Genomic DNA, 17,951 nt, shown 5'->3' with positions numbered 1-17,951 from the left:
GTCAATCTGGGCGGCACGTTGCACCCCACAGGGTCGTCCCTTCCGCGGGTTTCATCCTTATTGGTCCCGTGTGTCGCCTCGGTGACGCGTCACTAGCAACGCATCTCTACTCCACCTTCGAATCTATATGCGATTTTCCGTACTGCACCGTCGACCGTGTTGTCAGTGGGTGCCCCTATCCTCATGTCACTCGTTAAATCAGCAGGTGGGGGGCGAGCAGAAGGATGTCTTCGGGCTTCGCAGTCGGGCACCTTGTCACGTTCACGGGAGCGCCCGGCATCGGCCGAGTCGGGGCCGTGGACGGAGGCACTCTCCGCGTCGACTTCTTCGAGTCTGTCGCCGAGCCGCAAGTCGAGTCACGCACGGTGCTGGCAACTGCATGCCGACGGGCTGTCCTCAAGCGGGAGACCCGTGTTTTCTGCCACGACCCGAACACAGGTGCCTGGCTGGCTGGACGCGTACAGATGGCAGACGGAGACGTGTACTTCGTCCACTTCCCCAACACGAACTCCGAGTCTCGAGTCCCAGAGACCTGGCTTCGCGTCCGGTGGGACAAACCCGTGCGCGACCCACTCCAGGTACTGGTCTCGGGGGGCAACGAGTCTGGCTACTACCACAACACCCGGCTCCCGCTGCTTCACAACCTCATCGGCCAGCGGGCAGCCTGCGCTAGCACACCCGCCCTGCTGTCGTCGGCAGTGGAGATCTACCCTCACCAGGTAGACGCCGCTCTGACCGTCCTCTCCGATCCAGTCCAGCGGTATCTCCTCGCAGATGAAGTCGGCCTAGGGAAGACCATCCAGGCTGGTTACGTCATCCGACAGACCTTGATTGATAACCCTCGCGGCAGGATCACGGTCATCACGCCGGAGATCTTGCGACGCCAGTGGGCAACCGAGATGCGCGAGAAGTTCTTCATCGACGACTTCGTGGACGCTCGCGTGCGGTTCACATCCCACGAGACGCCGGAGAAATGGGCCTCCTACCACGACAGTGAACTCGTCGTCGTGGACGAGGCGCACGAACTGGTCCACGGTGTGGACGACACCGACCCCCGGTACCGCGAGCTTTGTGCGCTGGCCCACGCCGCACCGAAGCTCCTCCTCCTGTCGGCCACACCTATTACGGCGGGGCCGACAGCCCAACTGGCACTTCTGCACCTCCTCGACCGTGATCTCTACAGCTGGGAAAGCCAGCAGGCTTTCGAGCAGCGCCATGAGATGCGTGAGAAGCTCGCAGACCGGGTCTCCGGCCTCGACGAAAAGCTCCCGGATGTTCTGCCCTCCGCAATCGATCGCATCAGGGAAGTCATCCCCAAAGACCCGCTCTTCGAGGACCTGGCTCCCCGAATCCTTGCGCTCCTCGACGAGTACGACGAGCTCGCTGACCCAGCGGATGCGCCTGAACTGGCTCTGCGCGTCGAGGCGCTCCGAGCTCACATCAGCGAGACGTACCGACTCGACCGCAGGGTGATTCGTCACCGTCGGGCCCGTATCCTGCGCGACAACGAAGACTCCGACCTCATCCCCTACGCAGTACGCGGCCGCGCTCTCCCTCGGCTCATTGGCGACGGGACGCTGCACTCCATTGCCGCGGAGACTCTGCGGAGCTGGCAGCGTGAAACGTGGGACCGCCTGCTTGACGAGAACCTCGATGATCAGCAGCCCGGGTTTGGCCTCGCCCTGGGGATCTTCACCTCGCGGCTCGGCGGCCCGTCGAACGACTTCCTTGACGCAATGCGGTGGCGTGTACACCAAGACGCGCGGGCAGCAGACCGTGCTGGCCTGACAACCCAGGAGCGCGGTCTGCTGGCCGGCCCGCCCCTGCTGACGCACGAGGCGACTCTCCTGGAGCGTCTCGAGGCGAAGCTCGAACACGACGTTCTCAAGGAAGAAACGGACGAACTCGCTGCCGCCCTTCTACCGATCATCTCCCGTGGCGGAAGAACCGCAATCTTCGCAGGAGCCGGGTCACTCGCCTCGGCTCTGGCTCAAGACCTGCACAGTCATCTCCCCAACGTGCTCATCGCTGAGCACACCCGCCAGGCTGGCTCCGACAAGTCACACGAGGCTGTAGAGGACTGGCGGAAGCCCTACCCGAAGAACCCTCGGGCCGCGCGGAGGGCTGGGAAGCCGCCTCGCGTCCTCGTTATGGATGACTCGGCTGACGATGGCCTCAACCTGCAGAGCGCAGACATCGCGGTGCACCTGCGCCTTCCCTGGTCACCAAACCGCCTCGAGCAGCGGCTCGGTCGCATCGACCGATACCCCGACTTCGAGGAGACAGGGCAGGATCCTGCCACTCAGTTCGTCCTGGCCGAGACCGAGGAGTTCACCGGAGCCTGGCATGCTCTGCTGAGCGACGGCTATCAGATCTTCGCAGACTCGGTGTCCACCTTGCAGGACGCCATCGCACAGGATCTTTCCGGCGTGTGGTCCACCGCGCTCGCGGAAGGGCCGGACGGACTGGCCAACTCGGCGTCGCGGATCGCGGCTCAGCTGAAGGACGCGCGGGCTGCCATCGCGAAGTTCGAACGGGTTGAGTCCGTCCACGAGTCCTCTACCTATCAGTCAGACGTTGGCGCTGAGATCGCAAAGTTTGAGCAGCGGCGGCGCAAGATCGAGAACGCCCTGCTCAACTACGCCGGCGACGGATCCTCCGGCATCAGGCTGCCGCACTGGACCCGCTCGGTAAACGGCTGTATCCGGCACAAGTTCAACCTCGATGCTCAGCCTCTGGTCTCGCCGCACCTCTACAAGACGTTGAGCGCCAAGGTGCCACGCGAAGCTGCTGAAGGCGCGTTCTTCAGGGCCGACGCGCTGCGCGCCCCGGGCACGCGGCTGTTTCGGATGGGTAACCCGATGGTCGACATGTTGGCTTCGGTGATCTACACCGATGACCGCGGCCAGGCCACAGCCTTCTGGCGGCTCGACCCCAGCCATCACGGAGAACTGGAGCCGTACTTCGGCTTCGACTTCATAGCGGAAGCCGATATCAGCAGTGCCGAGCAGTTGGTCGGTGACTCGGAGAAGGCGCGCTTCGCGCTGCGGCGACAGGCGGACCGGATCCTTCCTCCCTTCGCTCTCAAGGTGTGGGTCGCCGCAGGAAGCACGAAAGCCATAACCGACGAGCAGACCCTGGCATGGCTGGAGAGGCCCTACGACAACAGCAAGGACCACAACTACAACTCGAAGCAGATTCGCGAGCTGACCGATCTCTTTGGCGGCTGGGACTACTACGCGACTACTGCGAGGGCGGCTAACACCGTGGCCCTTGGAGAACTTGCGCGTGTAACGGACCTCTCGGCCCAGTGCGCTCGTGCGCAGGATTCCGCTCGCCGTCGTCTCGCCGTGGCCGCGGCCCAAGCACAGTCTCGTCGGGCTGCCGGACACCTCTTGGGAGATACCGAGAGCTACTGGACGGACGTGGCCGTCGCGGATGCCCTGGTCGAAGGTTTGACTCAGCCGACGGTGCGACTCGTCGCGGCCACGTGCATCGTGAAGAGCGCGTACCGAAGGGTCCAGCATGACTCGTGACCCAAGCGGCACTGACCTCCGTAGCGCCGGTCTAGGGATCGACAGCTGGACCGGAGCCGACGAAATGCTTCGTGCCTGGCCGTCGGTCCCGCCCATGAATGACAGCCAGGGAACGCTGCGGCGACTCAGGGACGCCCTCGCCAGCCTGGACAACGGATTGTCCGATTGGAGGGACATCGCGGCCCTCCTCCGCCAAGTCCTGCTCGAGGCTCAGGCGCGCGGCAACAACAGAGGCCTCGTCGTTCCGAATCATCCGCTGCTGCCTTCCCGAGAGCAGTGGTCCCAAGTGCATTGCGACGCAATGCCGCATGAGCGGGGCTTGTATGTCACGGCGAAGCTCTGGCACCCTCCTGTAGCTGAGAGTGACGCGGCAGCAGTAGCTCGCGAAGACCTGCGGCAGGTTTATCTCGGGAAAGAGTCAGAGCATCAGCGCCGCCTTGAGCCCTACCCAGCGGATCCTTTCTGGACGGCGGCTCTCGGGATGAAGCACGATCGGTACTTGTCGATCGGGCAGAGGCAGGCTGCGCGGGCGGTTGCGCTCGCGCAGCCAGGCAGCACCGTGATCCTCTGCTTGCCCACGGGCCACGGCAAGACGGCAGTTGTTCAGGCGCCTGCACTTCTTGCAAGCCGAAGCGCCGGCGTCTCGGTAGTAGTGGTCCCCACGGTCGTTCTCGCCCTTGACATGGAGCGCCGCACCCGTCCCCTCGTGGAAGCACATGGACGGCCCAGCCCTACAGGTCGCTACGCGTATGTCGGTGGCTTGCCAGAGGACGTCAAGCGACAGATCCGCGACGATATCCGCACGGGACAGCAGCGCATCGTGTTCACCTCACCCGAGGCGCTCGTCTCAAGTCTGCGCAAGCCACTCGAAGACGCGGCAGAGGCTGGTCTGTTCAAGTACTTCGTCATTGACGAAGCTCACCTCGTGGAGCAGTGGGGCAACGGCTTTCGTCCAGAGTTCCAGACGATGTCCAGCCATCGCCGTACCTGGCTGAGCAAGGCTCGTGACGGACTGGCCCCGGTCACTGTCGCCATGAGTGCCACCCTGACCACACAACAGGTCGGAACGCTCGAAGGTCTTTTCTCCGGACCCGAAGAAGCTCAGATCGTCTGGGCTTCCCAACTGCGTCACGAACCTACCTACTACGTCTGCGCATCTGAGACGTCACAAAGTCGACGGAACTCGATTCTCGAGGCCGTTTCTCTCTTGCCCAAGCCCATGGCCTTGTATGTCTCCACGGTGAAGGACGCAAATGAGTGGGTGAACCTTCTTCGGGCTGCTGGGATTCGCCGTGTGACTCAGGTGACCGGCACCTCGAGCGACCAAGACCGTCGGGATGCCGTTGAGGGCTGGGGAGGGAAATCCACCGAGAATGACAGTAGGATCCCCACTCGCTACGACGTCGTAGTAGGCACCTCAGCATTCGGGTTGGGTGTCGATCTACCTGACGTTCGAACCGTGCTGCACGCCTGTCTACCCGAAACCGTCGACCGGTACTACCAAGAGATCGGTCGAGGTGGACGTGACGGAACTCCTTCTCTCGCCTACATGGTGACGGCACCCGGAGACCGTGGCATTGCTGAGACCCTCGGCAGCGAGCCAGTCATCACCTCCGAAAAGGCGCGCAAGCGTTGGGACGCCATGTTCCGACGAGAACAGCAACTCGACGGTCACCGTTACCGACTCGACCTTGACTCCCGTCCCAGCCATGTCAGCGAAGAATCCGAAGCCAACAGATCATGGAATGTACGTGTCCTGAACCTCATGGTCCGCGCCAAGCTGATCGACCTCCACGTACCTCAACCACCGAAGCGCGAAGAGGGAGAACCTGAATCCGTCTGGGAGGCGCGCGCAGAGGAGTTCAGGAAACGTGTGGGGGCCCAGGCTGAAGTCACGATCAAGGACCCCCAGGTCAACACTATTGAGCATTTCATATCCCGCGTCGAGGGAGAACGTAAGAAGCTCTTGGAAGACCAGAAGAAGTCGCTCGTGGGTCTTGAAGAGGCACTCGGCGGAGGCCAGTGCATCGGTGACGTACTCGGGGAGTACTACCGCCTGCGCCGAGGACGAGGATCCCTCCCCACTCGTATCACCTGCCGTGGCTGCCCGAACTGCAGAGCAGCCGGGCACCCAGACACCTCTGGCTTCTATCGACTCGCTGGTGAGCCCCGGCCGTCACTGCGGTTCCCCGTGCCTCCTGCCAACGATCCCCTGGCCCGATACCGTGACGGCTTGTCGTGCTTGAGTTTGTGGTGGGAGAACGAGGATGAGCAACGCCTCTACGTTCCCCGCCTTCTCGAACGACTGGTCCGGCGAGGCATGACCATCGTCGGCGGCCCAGGTGTCACGGCACGCTGCAGAGCGGTACTACATAAGGCAGCACGGACCCACTCCGTCGTGCTCGACGAGGATGCAGAGTTGCTGACGTCATGGGCCGGCCCTGTGCTGTGGGTGCTAGACGACTCGCCCTCACTGGATTACGACACAGCCGCACGATTCAGTTCGGAGGATGTCACGTATCTCCTCCACCCGCGCCACACTCGCCACCCAGACCGGACGAATGACCCACTGATCGATATCCACCGCGCCAAGCTTCCGGTCTTCCGCGCCTTGGAGGAACTCTAATGACGCTTCTTAACGTAAGCGCGGCACTGCCCTCTCAAGCATGGGCGGTCGTACGGCTGCTCGCCTACCTAGAAGAGGCCGTGCCCTTGGAGGAGGCGCGTTCGCTGCTTTCCCCGCCTTCGATCCGTGGTGAAAAGACACAGGATAAGCCGCCCTTTGATAAGGCAATCAGCACCTTGGAAGAGTTGGGTCTCATTCGGGCCGAGGGAGGAGATCAGCAACTCTCCCTGGCTGGCCCAGCCACTTCCCTCGATGGGCAGGACGTATCCGCGTTCGCCGGCGTCCTCCGTCATGCTGTGCTCGACCCTGCTAGGAACACATCGCTCGGCGACTCGCCTGACCAGACCGGACCTCGCGATCTCACCCGGGCTCTGGCCTGGCTGCTCACATTTGATCCAACAGTTCCGATGGACTGGCGTCGGGTGCAGAACGAGCAGAGAGACGCCTTGCGCCCAGAGGCGGGCCCCGTGTTCTCCAATCCCACTCGGTGGCTCCGGTTCAACTACTGGGCGCCGACTCTGGGTCTCGCAGCGGCGCCCCTCTTCCAGATCGAGGACGGCAACGCAAACCGGCTCGTTCCTGATTGCACTATCGCAGTGAGGCAAACCCTCGCTGAACTGCAGCAAATCGACGTGAGGATGAATGCGGTGGAGGTCCTGCGCATCCTCCGCGAGCGGATTCCTGTGCTGCCCGGTGGCGCGCACTCACGCGCCGTGGGACTCCGTTCACCAGGCGACACAGAAGCTGGTGCAGCACTCTCGTTCGCACTCTTGCGAGGCGAAGACGAGAAGTGGCTGCGGTTGGAGCACGAGGACGACGCACAGCACGTACTCCAGGTACACGACCCGGACAGGTCATCCGCGCGACCGGTCAGCGCCATCACCATCCTGGAGGCCGTCAATGGCTGATTTCCGCGAACTCTGCTGGGACCCGGCGACCGCAGCCGCCACGATCAACACCGAGGCCATCAGCCCACACCGGTCCGTCTTCCTTGCCACACACGCGCCACTGCGGATCAAGCGCGCCTCGGTCTCGGAGGACAAGCAGATTCAGCCCATTGGCGATCTGATCGATGAGCAGTCGGTAGTCAACGACTTCCTCACGAAGCAGTCCGACTCAGGCGCTCTCCTCATGTTGGTGCTCGGAGACTCTGGGTCTGGGAAGTCGCACCTCATCCGGTGGGTACGCGAGAAGATTCCCGAGTTCCTGCCCAACTCAGACGCCCACGAGGTCATCTACCTCGAACGCTCTATGACCAGCCTCAAAGCGGTAGTCAAGGCACTGATCGCCAAGGCGGACAGCAGTGAGCTGGCACAACTCAAGGGCGATATCGACAGGTTCACTTCCGACATTGACCAGGAATCGCTGAGCCGGCGAATTCTCAATGAACTGAGCGAACTCGTCTCTGCGACACCGCGGCAGGAGCTCCCTAGGGATGGAAGGGTACTTGCTGGCCCTGGCAGGCTCGCAGCAATGCTGCATGACCCGTTCATTCGGCAGCACATGCTGTCGGAAGGGAAGTTTGTTCCCCGGCTCGCGGCTCAACTCCTCAAGGATCGTCGTAGCGGGCAGGACGAGCGCCCTGAAAGCTTCACCGTCGACGACTTGCCGACGGACGTTGACTATGACAACGCTGCTTCGGACATGGTCGCCCGACTGCTTAACCAAATCGCCACGCAAGACTACCTTCAAGTTGCTGCCGTAGACCTGCTCAACAGGCACCTGGAGGCCGCCGTCAAAAACGCGGCTAATCTCGGTGCGGGGCGTCTCCTGGACGCCATGATGCAGGTGCGTAAGGAGTATCACCGCCTCGGGAAGGAAATTATTCTCCTCATCGAGGACTTTGCCCTAATCCAGGGTGTACAACAAGACCTTCTGGACGCAGTAATCGAGGCATCCAATCGGGACGGAATCACGTCTCTCGCCCCAATTCGCACGCTAATGGCCGTCACCCCAGGTTACCTGGCCCAAATTCCGGAGACGGCGCTGACCCGCATCCGGGCCACCGCAGGATACGTCTACAACCTCGATGTTCCGTTCAGTGAGACAGACACCGGAAGTCAGGAAATCTCCTCGTTCGTCGGGCGCTATCTCAACGCTGCCCGCGTGGGCCGCACTGCTCTGGAACAAGCACGCGACGGCGAGACACCTAACGCGTGCGAAGGGTGCTCTCTCCAGGAACGCTGCCACGAGGCCTTCGGTGCCACGCCGCAAGGCTACGGCCTGTTCCCCTTCAACGCTCCCGCGCTCGTCAGAGCCGTTCATTCAAAGGCTGACCCAACGAAACCATGGTCCTTCGTCCCTCGGACCGTCCTCGGCAGCGTCGTACGACCAGTACTGATTGATCACGCCGAACCCATCCGGCGAGGAGAATTCCCCGACGCTGAATTTCGACACCGATTCACGAGAGCTGACATCGACAAGGAATTGAGTCGCGATGTCCACGCTTTCATTGACGACCATGACCACGTCGACCCCGAACGCCGAAAGACCCTCCTGCTGTTCTGGGGAGACGCCCCCGAGGACGCCAACGAACTCGACGAAACAATCCTGGAAGCATTCTCCCTGCCATCCCTGGACGGGAAATCACGCAGGATCCCGGCAGCGGCGCCTGCGACCTCTACACAGGGTCGAGGCGCCGAGGATCAACGAGATGAGCCTGGGCCGCCCGGACCCGGTTCCAGCACAGATAACATCCCCCGCTCCCTGAAGCGGAAACTGGAGACGGTCAAGGTCTGGCTCACCAAGGAAGAGGTCCTCGACAACACCACAGCACTTAGCGTCCGCTCTATCATTGCGACGGCCGTGCTCCAGCGATACCGCTGGGAATCGCCTCTGATGCATGAGCAGACCAAGAAGGTGATGGATAAGGCCTGGCCCAATAATGCAACCGTGGTTTCAGTGACTGGCGCTGATGAGCGCCTGGCCGGCGCGGCCGCCGCACCCATCCGCTTCGGGCGCACAGCGAAGGACAGCTACTTCTTCGAGAGCTTGCTGTGTGCAGAGGCCGGCAGGGGGCAGGTGAGAAGCCAGGACATCCGGCGCCTCGCTGCTTGCGCTGATCAATACGGAGCAGCCCTTACCTCACGCGTTCAGCGTCACCTAGAGATCGCCGACGAGCAATTGGTACTCGGGCTACGCGCTTCCCTGCTCGGAGCGATGCTCGCCGGCCAGGCGCACCCGGGGATGGAAACCACCGCTCTACTCACCGCTGTTCTGGACGAAGGCCAGGGATGGGAGCGGGGAGACGTCGGGTTGCGGACGAAGCAGTGGAATGACGTCTTGAAGCGTCACCTCGATGCACGTCCTGATCTCATTGAGCGGTTGAGGGAGGCTGTTGGTGTCGCTCAGGGCGTGACCGGCGCGGTGAGGATGATTGACGCTGCCCGGATGCTTCCGCTCCTCAAGCAGGCGGCGGCTCAGTGGGAATGGACGGTCGACGGGACGCAGGTTCCCTCTTGGGTACAGAAGGCGGTGACGGGATTTGCCGCGCTGCCGACCCTGGTGGATGACCAACTCGCCCAACTTGAGGAACGGCTGGGTCAGGTCCGACGCCGTCACCCTCGTGGCACCAACAGTGCACACACCCTCTCGGCAATTGAGGGCGCTCTCACCGCAGCGAAGGAGGTTGGCGGGTTGATGCCCCTCGGAGTTGATCAGACACTCCGTTTCGAGGCACTCCTTGAGCAGGGCAAGCAGGCCGAATGGAGCACGGTCTCAGCACTCGAGGACGACATTGCCCGGGCATCAGACGACAGCAGGACTGACCGCGCCAGACAGGCCGCCCGCATCGCTGCTGCAGCGCAGGATCGGGGCACAGCCATCCAGGACATCCACCTCCTGCTCTCCGAGAGCGAATCATGGCTGGAGGCTGCGCTGAGAAGGGCTGAGGCGCGAGCGGGCACCACCGCAGTGGACAGTGTCTCGCTCGCTATGCAGACCGTCCTCGGCGAATGGAGTGAGGTAGCAGAACTGGCCTCCGGTGCGCCGAAGTCGATCGAGGATCCTGTCGTGCAGGAGGGAGAGAGCGAGTGACGCAAAGTCCCGTGTATGAGATGGCGCTGCAACTGCAAGATCGCGCCAGGCAGTTGGCTGAGGGAGAGGCTGGAGAGAAGGAAGCAGCCCGGGTTTCATCGCGTATCACCGAACTGAGTGCACGATTGGCAGAACTTCGCAAGGAAGTCACAGTGGCGCTCGCGTTGAAGGAGCAGGGTGCAGCCACGGGTCCCAGCCTGTCGGCTGCCAGCGACGGACTGGAGTCGTTCGCGAAGCGCGCACAGAGTGGATGGCCCGGGGACCAAGCGTTCAACACGGCCAAGCGCAAGGTCCAAGCAGCAGCCGTGGCAATCCGCGAGGAGAACCTCGCAGCATGGGCCGATTGGTCCGGTCGACGCCTCGCTTCTCTTCCCCTGGCACGGATTCCGATGCTGCCGCCGACAGAGCAGGCATCGGCTCGATCTCGTCGCTTGGACCTCGAACGGGCTGCGTCCGCCAAGGCGGTCACCACAGGAGACATCACCCTGTTCGTGACCAAATGTGAGGCTCTCGCGGAATCGCTGCGCGACGCGAAAGAGCCTCCAGTCGAACTCCTCGCGCTGCTGGAGCGGCTCGACACTCGGCCTGCCCCAACTCTCCTCGACATCACAGATCAGGAAATCGCCCTCCTGCGCGAATTCGCCATGGACGGCCAGGTCACACTGACAAGGAAGGGCGCGTGACACAGCTTTTCGATCAAGGGTTCGCCAATGCGCTCCTGAACCGGCTCGAAGATCGCGAACTCCCGCTGCTCTCATGGGGCGTGACGGAAGGCTCGCTTTCCGAGGCCGAGGTGCTGGAGACCATCGACGAGCTACTTCTCACACGGCAAGACGCACCATCCGGCGCCTCACCCGACGAGGTTCTTGAGGAGTGCCTCGAGCGAGCCCTGCTCCTCGAGGTACCGGTCCCCGTCGTCTCCCCACCGCGGTACCGCACCCGCATAGCAGAGACCTTGAGGCTGACAGCTGGGCTTCGGCAGCTCTTTGTACGCGGCGGTTGGTCCTCGCCGCCGGAACGAGGCTGGTGGCGGCAGCAGAAGCGACTGGTTGCCGACTACCGGCTCCACGTAGCCCCACGACGCTACCCCCGCCGTGACATCCCCGCGGATGTCGCCCTGGCCGAACTGGGCAATCTTGATCACTGGCGCGACCTCCAGCACTCTGTGGCAGCGGCCCACGTCGGGAGCTACAAGCTGGCACGCTTCCAGTTGAAAGCGACCCGTGCTGTATTTACGGCGCTCGGTGGTCGACGCTCAACAGGAATCATCGTCGGCGCCGGCACAGGTAGCGGCAAGACACTCGCCTTCTACCTGCCGGCGTTCGCCGCCATGGCAGAGCACGCACGCCCAGGCACAAAGCCGCGCGTGCATACCCTCGCGCTCTACCCGCGATTGGAACTGCTTCGCGATCAACTGCGAGAAGCAGTTCGTGCGGCTGAAGGCGTAGAGCCCGCCCTGCGTGCCCAAGGACGCCGTCCCCTGCGAATCGGCGCACTCTACGGCAGCACGCCATGGAACATCAGTGATCCGAAGTTGCAGCCCGGGAGCCAGGCCCGCGGAGCCTGGGCGCGAACCGCAGACGGGACCATCTGCCCGTACCTGCCCTGCCCCAACCCCGATTGCGGGACGGGCGACCTGGTGTGGTCAGACAGCGACCGGCTCCAGCGCCGCGAACGGCTCACCTGCGCGAAGTGCGGCTACACGATCAAGGACGGTTGCCTGGCACTGACGCGAGACTCGCTGAAGGACAAGGAGCCCGACCTCCTCTTCACCACCACGGAAACGCTCAACCAGGCCAGCGGCAACAGCAACCTTGAGCGGCTGCTTGGCTGGTGCGGCGCCAACCCCGGTCCCGCCCTTGTCCTGCTCGACGAGGTTCACACCTACACCGGTGTGCACGGTGCGCAGGTCGCTCTCCTCCTCCGCCGCTGGCGGGATGCGGTCGATCGGCCCGTCACGTTCGTCGGGCTGAGCGCCACGCTGCGAGACGCCAAGCACTTCTTCGCGCAGCTCACAGGACTTCGTCCGGGCGACATCGAGTCGATCGAGCCGGCCGAAGCTGAGTTGGAGGCCGAAGGCCGCGAATACGCCATCGCCCTCCGCGGGGACCCGGTCGCCGGGGCGAGCCTACTGTCGGCATCGATCCAGACAGCGATGCTCTACGGGCGGGTGCTGGACCTCGAAAGCGACCGCTTCCTATACGGCTCAAAGGGCTTCCTGTTCACGGATGACCTCGACGTCACCAACCGCTTCTACGACGACCTCCGTGATGCCGAAGGCGGCCAGACCCGGACCGGTCGCCGTAACGGTTGGGACCCGGTGCTCGCAGGCCTTCGCTCCCCGGATCGGGACGAGCACGGTGCCCGGTACCGCGAAGGACAGTCCTGGGATCTGGTCGAGAAGATCGGGCACGACCTCGATCCCAGCCTCCGCCTCCATCACCTGCGCATCGGCCGTACGTCATCGCAGGACGCGGGCGTCGACCACGACGCGGACCTCACAGTGGCCACTGCCTCGCTGGAGGTAGGCTTCAACGACCCACGCGTCGGACTGGTCTTGCAGCACAAGGCGCCTCGGGATGCCGCCGCGTTCATCCAGCGCCGCGGCCGGGCCGGACGTCAGCGCGGGACTCGTCCCATCACTGTGGTCACGCTGTCTGACTACGGTCGTGACCGCCTTGCCTACCAGGCTTACGAGACTCTGTTCGCCCCCGAGGTGCCGGCCCGAACACTGCCCGTGGGCAACCGGTTCGTCCTGAAGATCCAAGGTGCGCAGGCTCTTCTTGACTGGACGGCCCGTAAGCTCCGGCGTCGGAACCCATGGGCCGACCCTCGAAAGCTGCTGGAGGCCCCATACAGCAATGCCACGCAGAAGCGGGACCCGGCATCCGAAGACCTGCTCGCAGACCTGCTCCAGGCTCTCCTCGACGATTCCGGACTCCAGGATGACCTCGCCAACCATTTGGTAAAAGCCCTCCAGATCAGCGCAGACGAAGCTCAGGCACTGCTGTGGGAGCAGCCCCGCTCGCTGCTCCTAGCCGTAGTACCGACAGCCCTGCGTCGTTTGCGGAGCCGATGGCACCCGCTGCGTGAAGACTCGGGGGCAAGGGAAGGCGCTCTCCTGCCGGAGTTCGTCACCCAGTCGCTGTTCGCCCCTCTGAATCTGCCAGAAGTGGACCTACTGCTTCCGTTCTCCGAGGGCGACAGCGTCGAGCAGTTGCCCATCGCCCGGGCTCTGCGCGAGGCGGTGCCGGGGCGGGTCAGCCGCCGCTACGGATACCGTCGCGACGAGCATCGGACGTGGCTTCCGCTGCCTCCCGACGGTACGGACACCCTGCCGCTCACTGAAATCGTCCGCGGTCACGATCCCGAGGGGGCCTGGCACCCTCACGGACAAGACGCCTCTGTTGAGGTCTTCCGCCCCCATCAGCTCATCCTCGATCAGCCTCCGCAGGAGATCGACACCCGATCCCAGGGCATTCCTCGATGGGGCACGCAGATCGTTGCCTCCCAGGACGTGCCGCTAAGCCCGGCAGCCGTTCCCTACCCATCTCTGTGGTCTCAGCGCGTCGGGTCGGTGAATTTTGCGACGCATGCCGGCGGCAATCCCATCGAGGTTCGACGTATGACGATGGGTGCAGACTGCGAGGTCGTTCGTAAGCGCGGCGGAAGTGAGAAGCGCACCGTGCGCTACGAAGTGAACGGCCAGCCAGCGGCCCTCGGGTTCCGGCTTGATGTCGATGCGCTCCACGTCAGGCTGCGGCCGCTGGACCTCGCGGATCCCGCTCTCCGTGCGTATCTCGCCTCGCCTCAATGGCGATCGCTGGCGTTTTCGCAGGCAGTCTCCGAAGATCCAACACTCGCCGAAATCACGAACACGTTCCAGCGTGAGTGGCTGGCCCAGGTCTATATGACCGCGTTCGCCTTGGCCGGTCTCGACGGTATGCGTACCGGCGAGCAGGTGCGGGCTTCGCTCGCCAACGGATCATGGAGCCAAAATCTCGCTGAGATCTTCAAGGTCCTCTACCGGGACAACAGCGACTCCGAACAGCCCGTGGACGGTGATCGTCTCGTCGCTGCCCTCCTGGAGTTGTCCCACGACACCCGTGTAATCGCCGCCCTCGATAGGGCCGCGGAACTCCTGGTGGCGCCCGACGTGGCTGTGCTGACCGAAGAACTGGCTCAGCGGGCGTACCGAGACACCCTCGCAGCTGCAATAGCCAGCGCGGCGCAGCGCGCCTGCCCCGACGCACAGGAAGGCGACCTGATCGTCGACGTGCTCCCCGGAGACGGCCCGGGTGACCCGGCTACTGTGTGGCTGAGTGAGACGTCCATCGGGGGCCTGGGCGTCGTCGAGCACCTCGTGCAGTACTACACCGAAGACCCACGCCGCTTCTGGGGGCTTGTTGCCAGCGCGTTGGCTCCAAGCGATTACGAGTACGTCGACGCGACGCTGACTCGTCTCCTACAGCATCTCATTCAGGAACCCAGCGGCGAGGCCGCCGACGCGATAAGGGCTCTTCGCGGTGCTGATGATTCGACGGCAGCGGCTGCTGCGCTCCAAAGGCTTCGGTCAGCTTGGGAGCGTCTGGACGGTCCGCCCAGGCGCACGGCGGTGTCGGCCATGTCGACTCGGCTCCTGCGTCCGGGTTCAAGCCCTGATACAGACGCGGTGGCGCTGGGTCTTGTCGACGCCTGGAACGAGTTGGAGCGCCGGCTCGGCGTCGAGGTTGACGCCCGCGTTGTGGCATACGCAGCCGGGAAGGGCCGCCTCTTGTTGCCCAGTTCGCAGGTAACCGCCGACCAGGCGTTCAGCCTGCTGTGGCCTCGCGGACGACAGGCCCGAACCCAAGATCTCCAGCACTATCAGCCCTACGTAGGGGCGCCCGTGCTTGACCGGCTTCTCGTGCAGGTCGCGCACGACGAGCGCATCGCGCAGATCGACGTAACCGAGTCCGACTGGGCCCTGACGTATCAGAAAGCGATGTCTGAAGGCGCTGCGGTACATCTCGTGTGTCCCGCGCGCGAGGGTTCAGCGATGGCACAGGCCCTCGTACGCGTCCCAGCTCTGCCAGTAGACCGGGACGTCCTGCGGGTGTACGGCGAGGTCCGCGGCTTCGCCCGCCAAGGTGATCAACTTCAAGTTCGAGTGGAACTTCGGGAGGCAGCGCAGTGAGCGTCCTGGAACGGACGGTCCGCATCGGAGCGGGTACGGGTCTTCGGGTCGATGCAATGCTGTCGTCCGCTTTGATCGCCGAAGTGGTGAACCCAAGCAGTGAGATTTGGCTGGTCTCACCGTGGATCACGGATATTCAGGTTCTGGACAACAGCCAAGGCGCATACGACTCGTTCTTCGGCGATGTGCCTCCGCTGGACTGGCGGTTGTCCGAGGCCTTGATTCAGATCGCGAGCCGAGGGACACGCGTTCACGTGGTGACGCGACCAGACCCCCACAACGCACCCTTCCTACGAAGGCTGGAGTCGGCAACGGAGCGCGACTTCATCCGCATTGTGCTGAACCCGGATGTGCATGAGAAGACACTCTGTGGTGATGAATGGATTCTGACTGGATCGATGAACTACACCGTCCGTGGCATGGCAGTCAACGATGAATCGGTCACGTACAAAGTCGGCGGTCCAGAGGCAAGCCAGGCCCGGCTGGACCTGAGGCAGAGGTGGGGTGCCGGCGCGTGAATCAGATCCAGCAGCGCACGCGCGAGCAGTCCGAGCACTTCTTGCAGACGTTCTTCGGGGCAGGAAACGGGGTCTGGCCGGACCTCGACCCGGACTACCGGCACGGCCACCGGACCCTACCCTTCGTGCAGGCGTTTCGGCGCGGTGACGATGCTCCCATCGTGCTGCCCCGCACGTACCCCAGCGGGGATCGTCGGTTCGTGATGTACGTCATCGCGAGAGACACAGTGGACGCGGCGAAGACGGCTGAGTTGATCCGTGCTTTCGCTGGCCCGACGTACATCGCCTACAACCCGTTGTGGGGCCTGCGTCCCGCCGAACTCGACCCCGACGATCCCATCGAGAAGGCCATCCTGGACCACTTCGGGCTCGGGGTAACCTTCCGTCTCACCACCGGCAAGACCCCTCAGCACCGCACGAACCTAGCTGAGGCACTCCAACTGATGCAGCGGACAGTCGCAAACCGGCCGCCCAGGTTGTGGCGACTCGCCAAGCCCATGGGACGGCTCTTGGCCGAGTTCGAAGCGTCGCTGTCGGCAGGTGGCGAGTCGGCATCTCTTGATGTGCTGGAGCAGTTGGCCGCAACCGGCGGCATTACTGCAACCAATCTGGCCAACTTGCATATCAAGAGGCTGGACCGGTTGGGGCGCAGTGCAGATGTACTTGCATTCCCCGGGCTACTTGACATTGTTCGCCAGAACCCGCCTGCTCCAGTCCGGGAAGCGATTCTTAATGCCATCTATTCGGTGGCGTTGGAGAAGCCGCTAACGGAGAACGATCTAGATGCCGCGAAGAGCAGCCTGATCGAAGCTGGCAGGGTGATCCCAGATCTACTCTCCGGCGAGTTCAGCACTTTCGGACCCCAGGCCATGACAGTGCTATTGCTTGCAGCCAGAGTCCGTGAGGACATGGCGGTCTTGCAACGCCTTGTAGCCGCCACCCAGCACAGCGGCCATGACAGCGCAATCCCGTCGTCCGTGTGGAAGCACGTCGTGGAACTGCTGGAGCAGGAGAAGACGACCGAGGCGTCAGCAGACCTGCTCCCCGAACAGCAGCCAACGTTGGTCGAGTCGACAGTCGCGCTTGCGCTGGAACCTCACGTACCGGTCGAGTCCTGGGGCGATCTCTTGAAGGCGATCGCAGAGGGGAGTCCCGAGGGCCAGGCCGTCCTGGAGGACCGCAGATGGGTGGACTGGCCCAGTCCGGCGACCGAAGATGCGACGTTCGCTGAGTTCCTGGACGGCTTGCAGGACCATGAGGCAGACCGTGTGTGGAGCGGGGTAGGCGCCTTCATCGATGCCATTGGGTATGAAGCACCCGCAGGGCAGACGGCCCACGCCTTCATTCGCAATGCACTGACCTTCGACCGGTTCGGCCCGGGGGATCTCGTCGTCCTCCAGGCCCTGATGGAGATTGCTCTACGAGCGGCACCCACCGAGGCCGAGTACAGGGACCTGTTGGAGGAGATTGGGGCGGAGCGGAGCAGGTGGGTGGCTGCCGAGCGGGCAGCGATCGCCCTCGACTTCGTCGACCGGCTCTTCCTTGCGGCATGTCCCAGCGAGGATGCTCGCAGCAACCTGGCGTATGCCCTGCTGGAGCCACTGTGGCTGCATCAGCAACGCCTTGACGCAGCCGACTTGGCGTTCGCCAAGCGTCTCTCCCAAGAACTCGGCATCGAGTTTGCGTGGGAGTCTCCTGCCGGTGATGAAGCCGATGACGAGCTGGCGACCCTACCGCCGCTGACACTCCTGCTGTACTCGTTGGATGAGTCCGTCCTCGCCCGCTGCCAGGAAGAGGTCAAGCAGCTCGCGCCGGCGGTGAAGGTCGTGACGGCCTCGGATCATGTCGGTTCGCCGCAACTCCGGCAGAAGGCCCGTTCAGCGGATGTGATCGTCCTGGCGACTCGCTGTGCGAAGCACGCTGCAACCGGCTTCATCGATCAGAACGCGGAGACAAAGCACATCGGGTACGCGAACGGCAGTGGCTCGGCTTCTCTTCTTCGGGCTGCCATCGACACGCTTCGCGCTGCTGCTGCGGCGTCTTGACGACATGGCGGCCGC

The 17,951-nt window shown here is 63.5% G+C and carries 8 protein-coding genes; all 8 read left to right on the top strand.

The features are described 5' to 3' along the window. Positions 1 to 224: 224 nt before the first annotated feature. Genes dpdE through dpdD form a run of 8 tightly spaced genes read left to right on the top strand, consistent with a single transcriptional unit; the run spans position 225 to position 17,936 of the window. Entirely contained in the window at positions 225 to 3,536 is a 3,312-nt protein-coding gene (gene dpdE / locus ACZ3ZD_RS06535) for a protein DpdE (RefSeq protein ID WP_467394193.1), read from the top strand. Beyond that, entirely contained in the window at positions 3,526 to 6,162 is a 2,637-nt protein-coding gene (gene dpdF, locus ACZ3ZD_RS06530) for a protein DpdF (protein ID WP_467394191.1), read from the top strand. Before dpdE ends, dpdF begins: the two co-directional genes overlap by 11 nt. After that, the gene (gene dpdG / locus ACZ3ZD_RS06525; RefSeq protein WP_467394189.1) at positions 6,162 to 7,070 is read left to right on the top strand and encodes a protein DpdG; all 909 of its coding nucleotides are present in this window, start codon (positions 6,162 to 6,164) and stop codon (positions 7,068 to 7,070) included. The genes dpdF and dpdG overlap by 1 nt, the downstream gene beginning before the upstream one ends. After that, on the top strand, positions 7,063 to 10,197 hold the full coding sequence (gene dpdH / locus ACZ3ZD_RS06520; protein WP_467394187.1) for a protein DpdH: 3,135 nt from the start codon (positions 7,063 to 7,065) through the stop codon (positions 10,195 to 10,197). The genes dpdG and dpdH overlap by 8 nt, the downstream gene beginning before the upstream one ends. Before the next feature lie 20 nt (positions 10,198 to 10,217). Next, complete coding sequence (locus tag ACZ3ZD_RS06515) at positions 10,218 to 10,880, top strand: hypothetical protein (protein ID WP_467394185.1); 663 nt, start codon at positions 10,218 to 10,220, stop codon at positions 10,878 to 10,880. After that, complete coding sequence (gene dpdJ, locus ACZ3ZD_RS06510; protein WP_467394183.1) at positions 10,877 to 15,373, top strand: protein DpdJ; 4,497 nt, start codon at positions 10,877 to 10,879, stop codon at positions 15,371 to 15,373. The genes ACZ3ZD_RS06515 and dpdJ overlap by 4 nt, the downstream gene beginning before the upstream one ends. Beyond that, entirely contained in the window at positions 15,370 to 15,891 is a 522-nt protein-coding gene (gene dpdK / locus ACZ3ZD_RS06505) for a phospholipase D-like domain-containing protein DpdK (protein WP_467394182.1), read from the top strand. The genes dpdJ and dpdK overlap by 4 nt, the downstream gene beginning before the upstream one ends. After that, positions 15,888 to 17,936, top strand: a complete 2,049-nt coding sequence (gene dpdD / locus ACZ3ZD_RS06500) for a protein DpdD (protein WP_467394180.1) — start codon at positions 15,888 to 15,890, stop codon at positions 17,934 to 17,936. Before dpdK ends, dpdD begins: the two co-directional genes overlap by 4 nt. Positions 17,937 to 17,951: the final 15 nt, after the last annotated feature.

This window comes from Streptomyces sp. NPDC023481 (genome assembly GCF_055560195.1).
The sequence above is the reverse complement of the archived record's forward strand: the minus strand, read 5'-3'. Positions and strand labels throughout refer to the sequence as shown.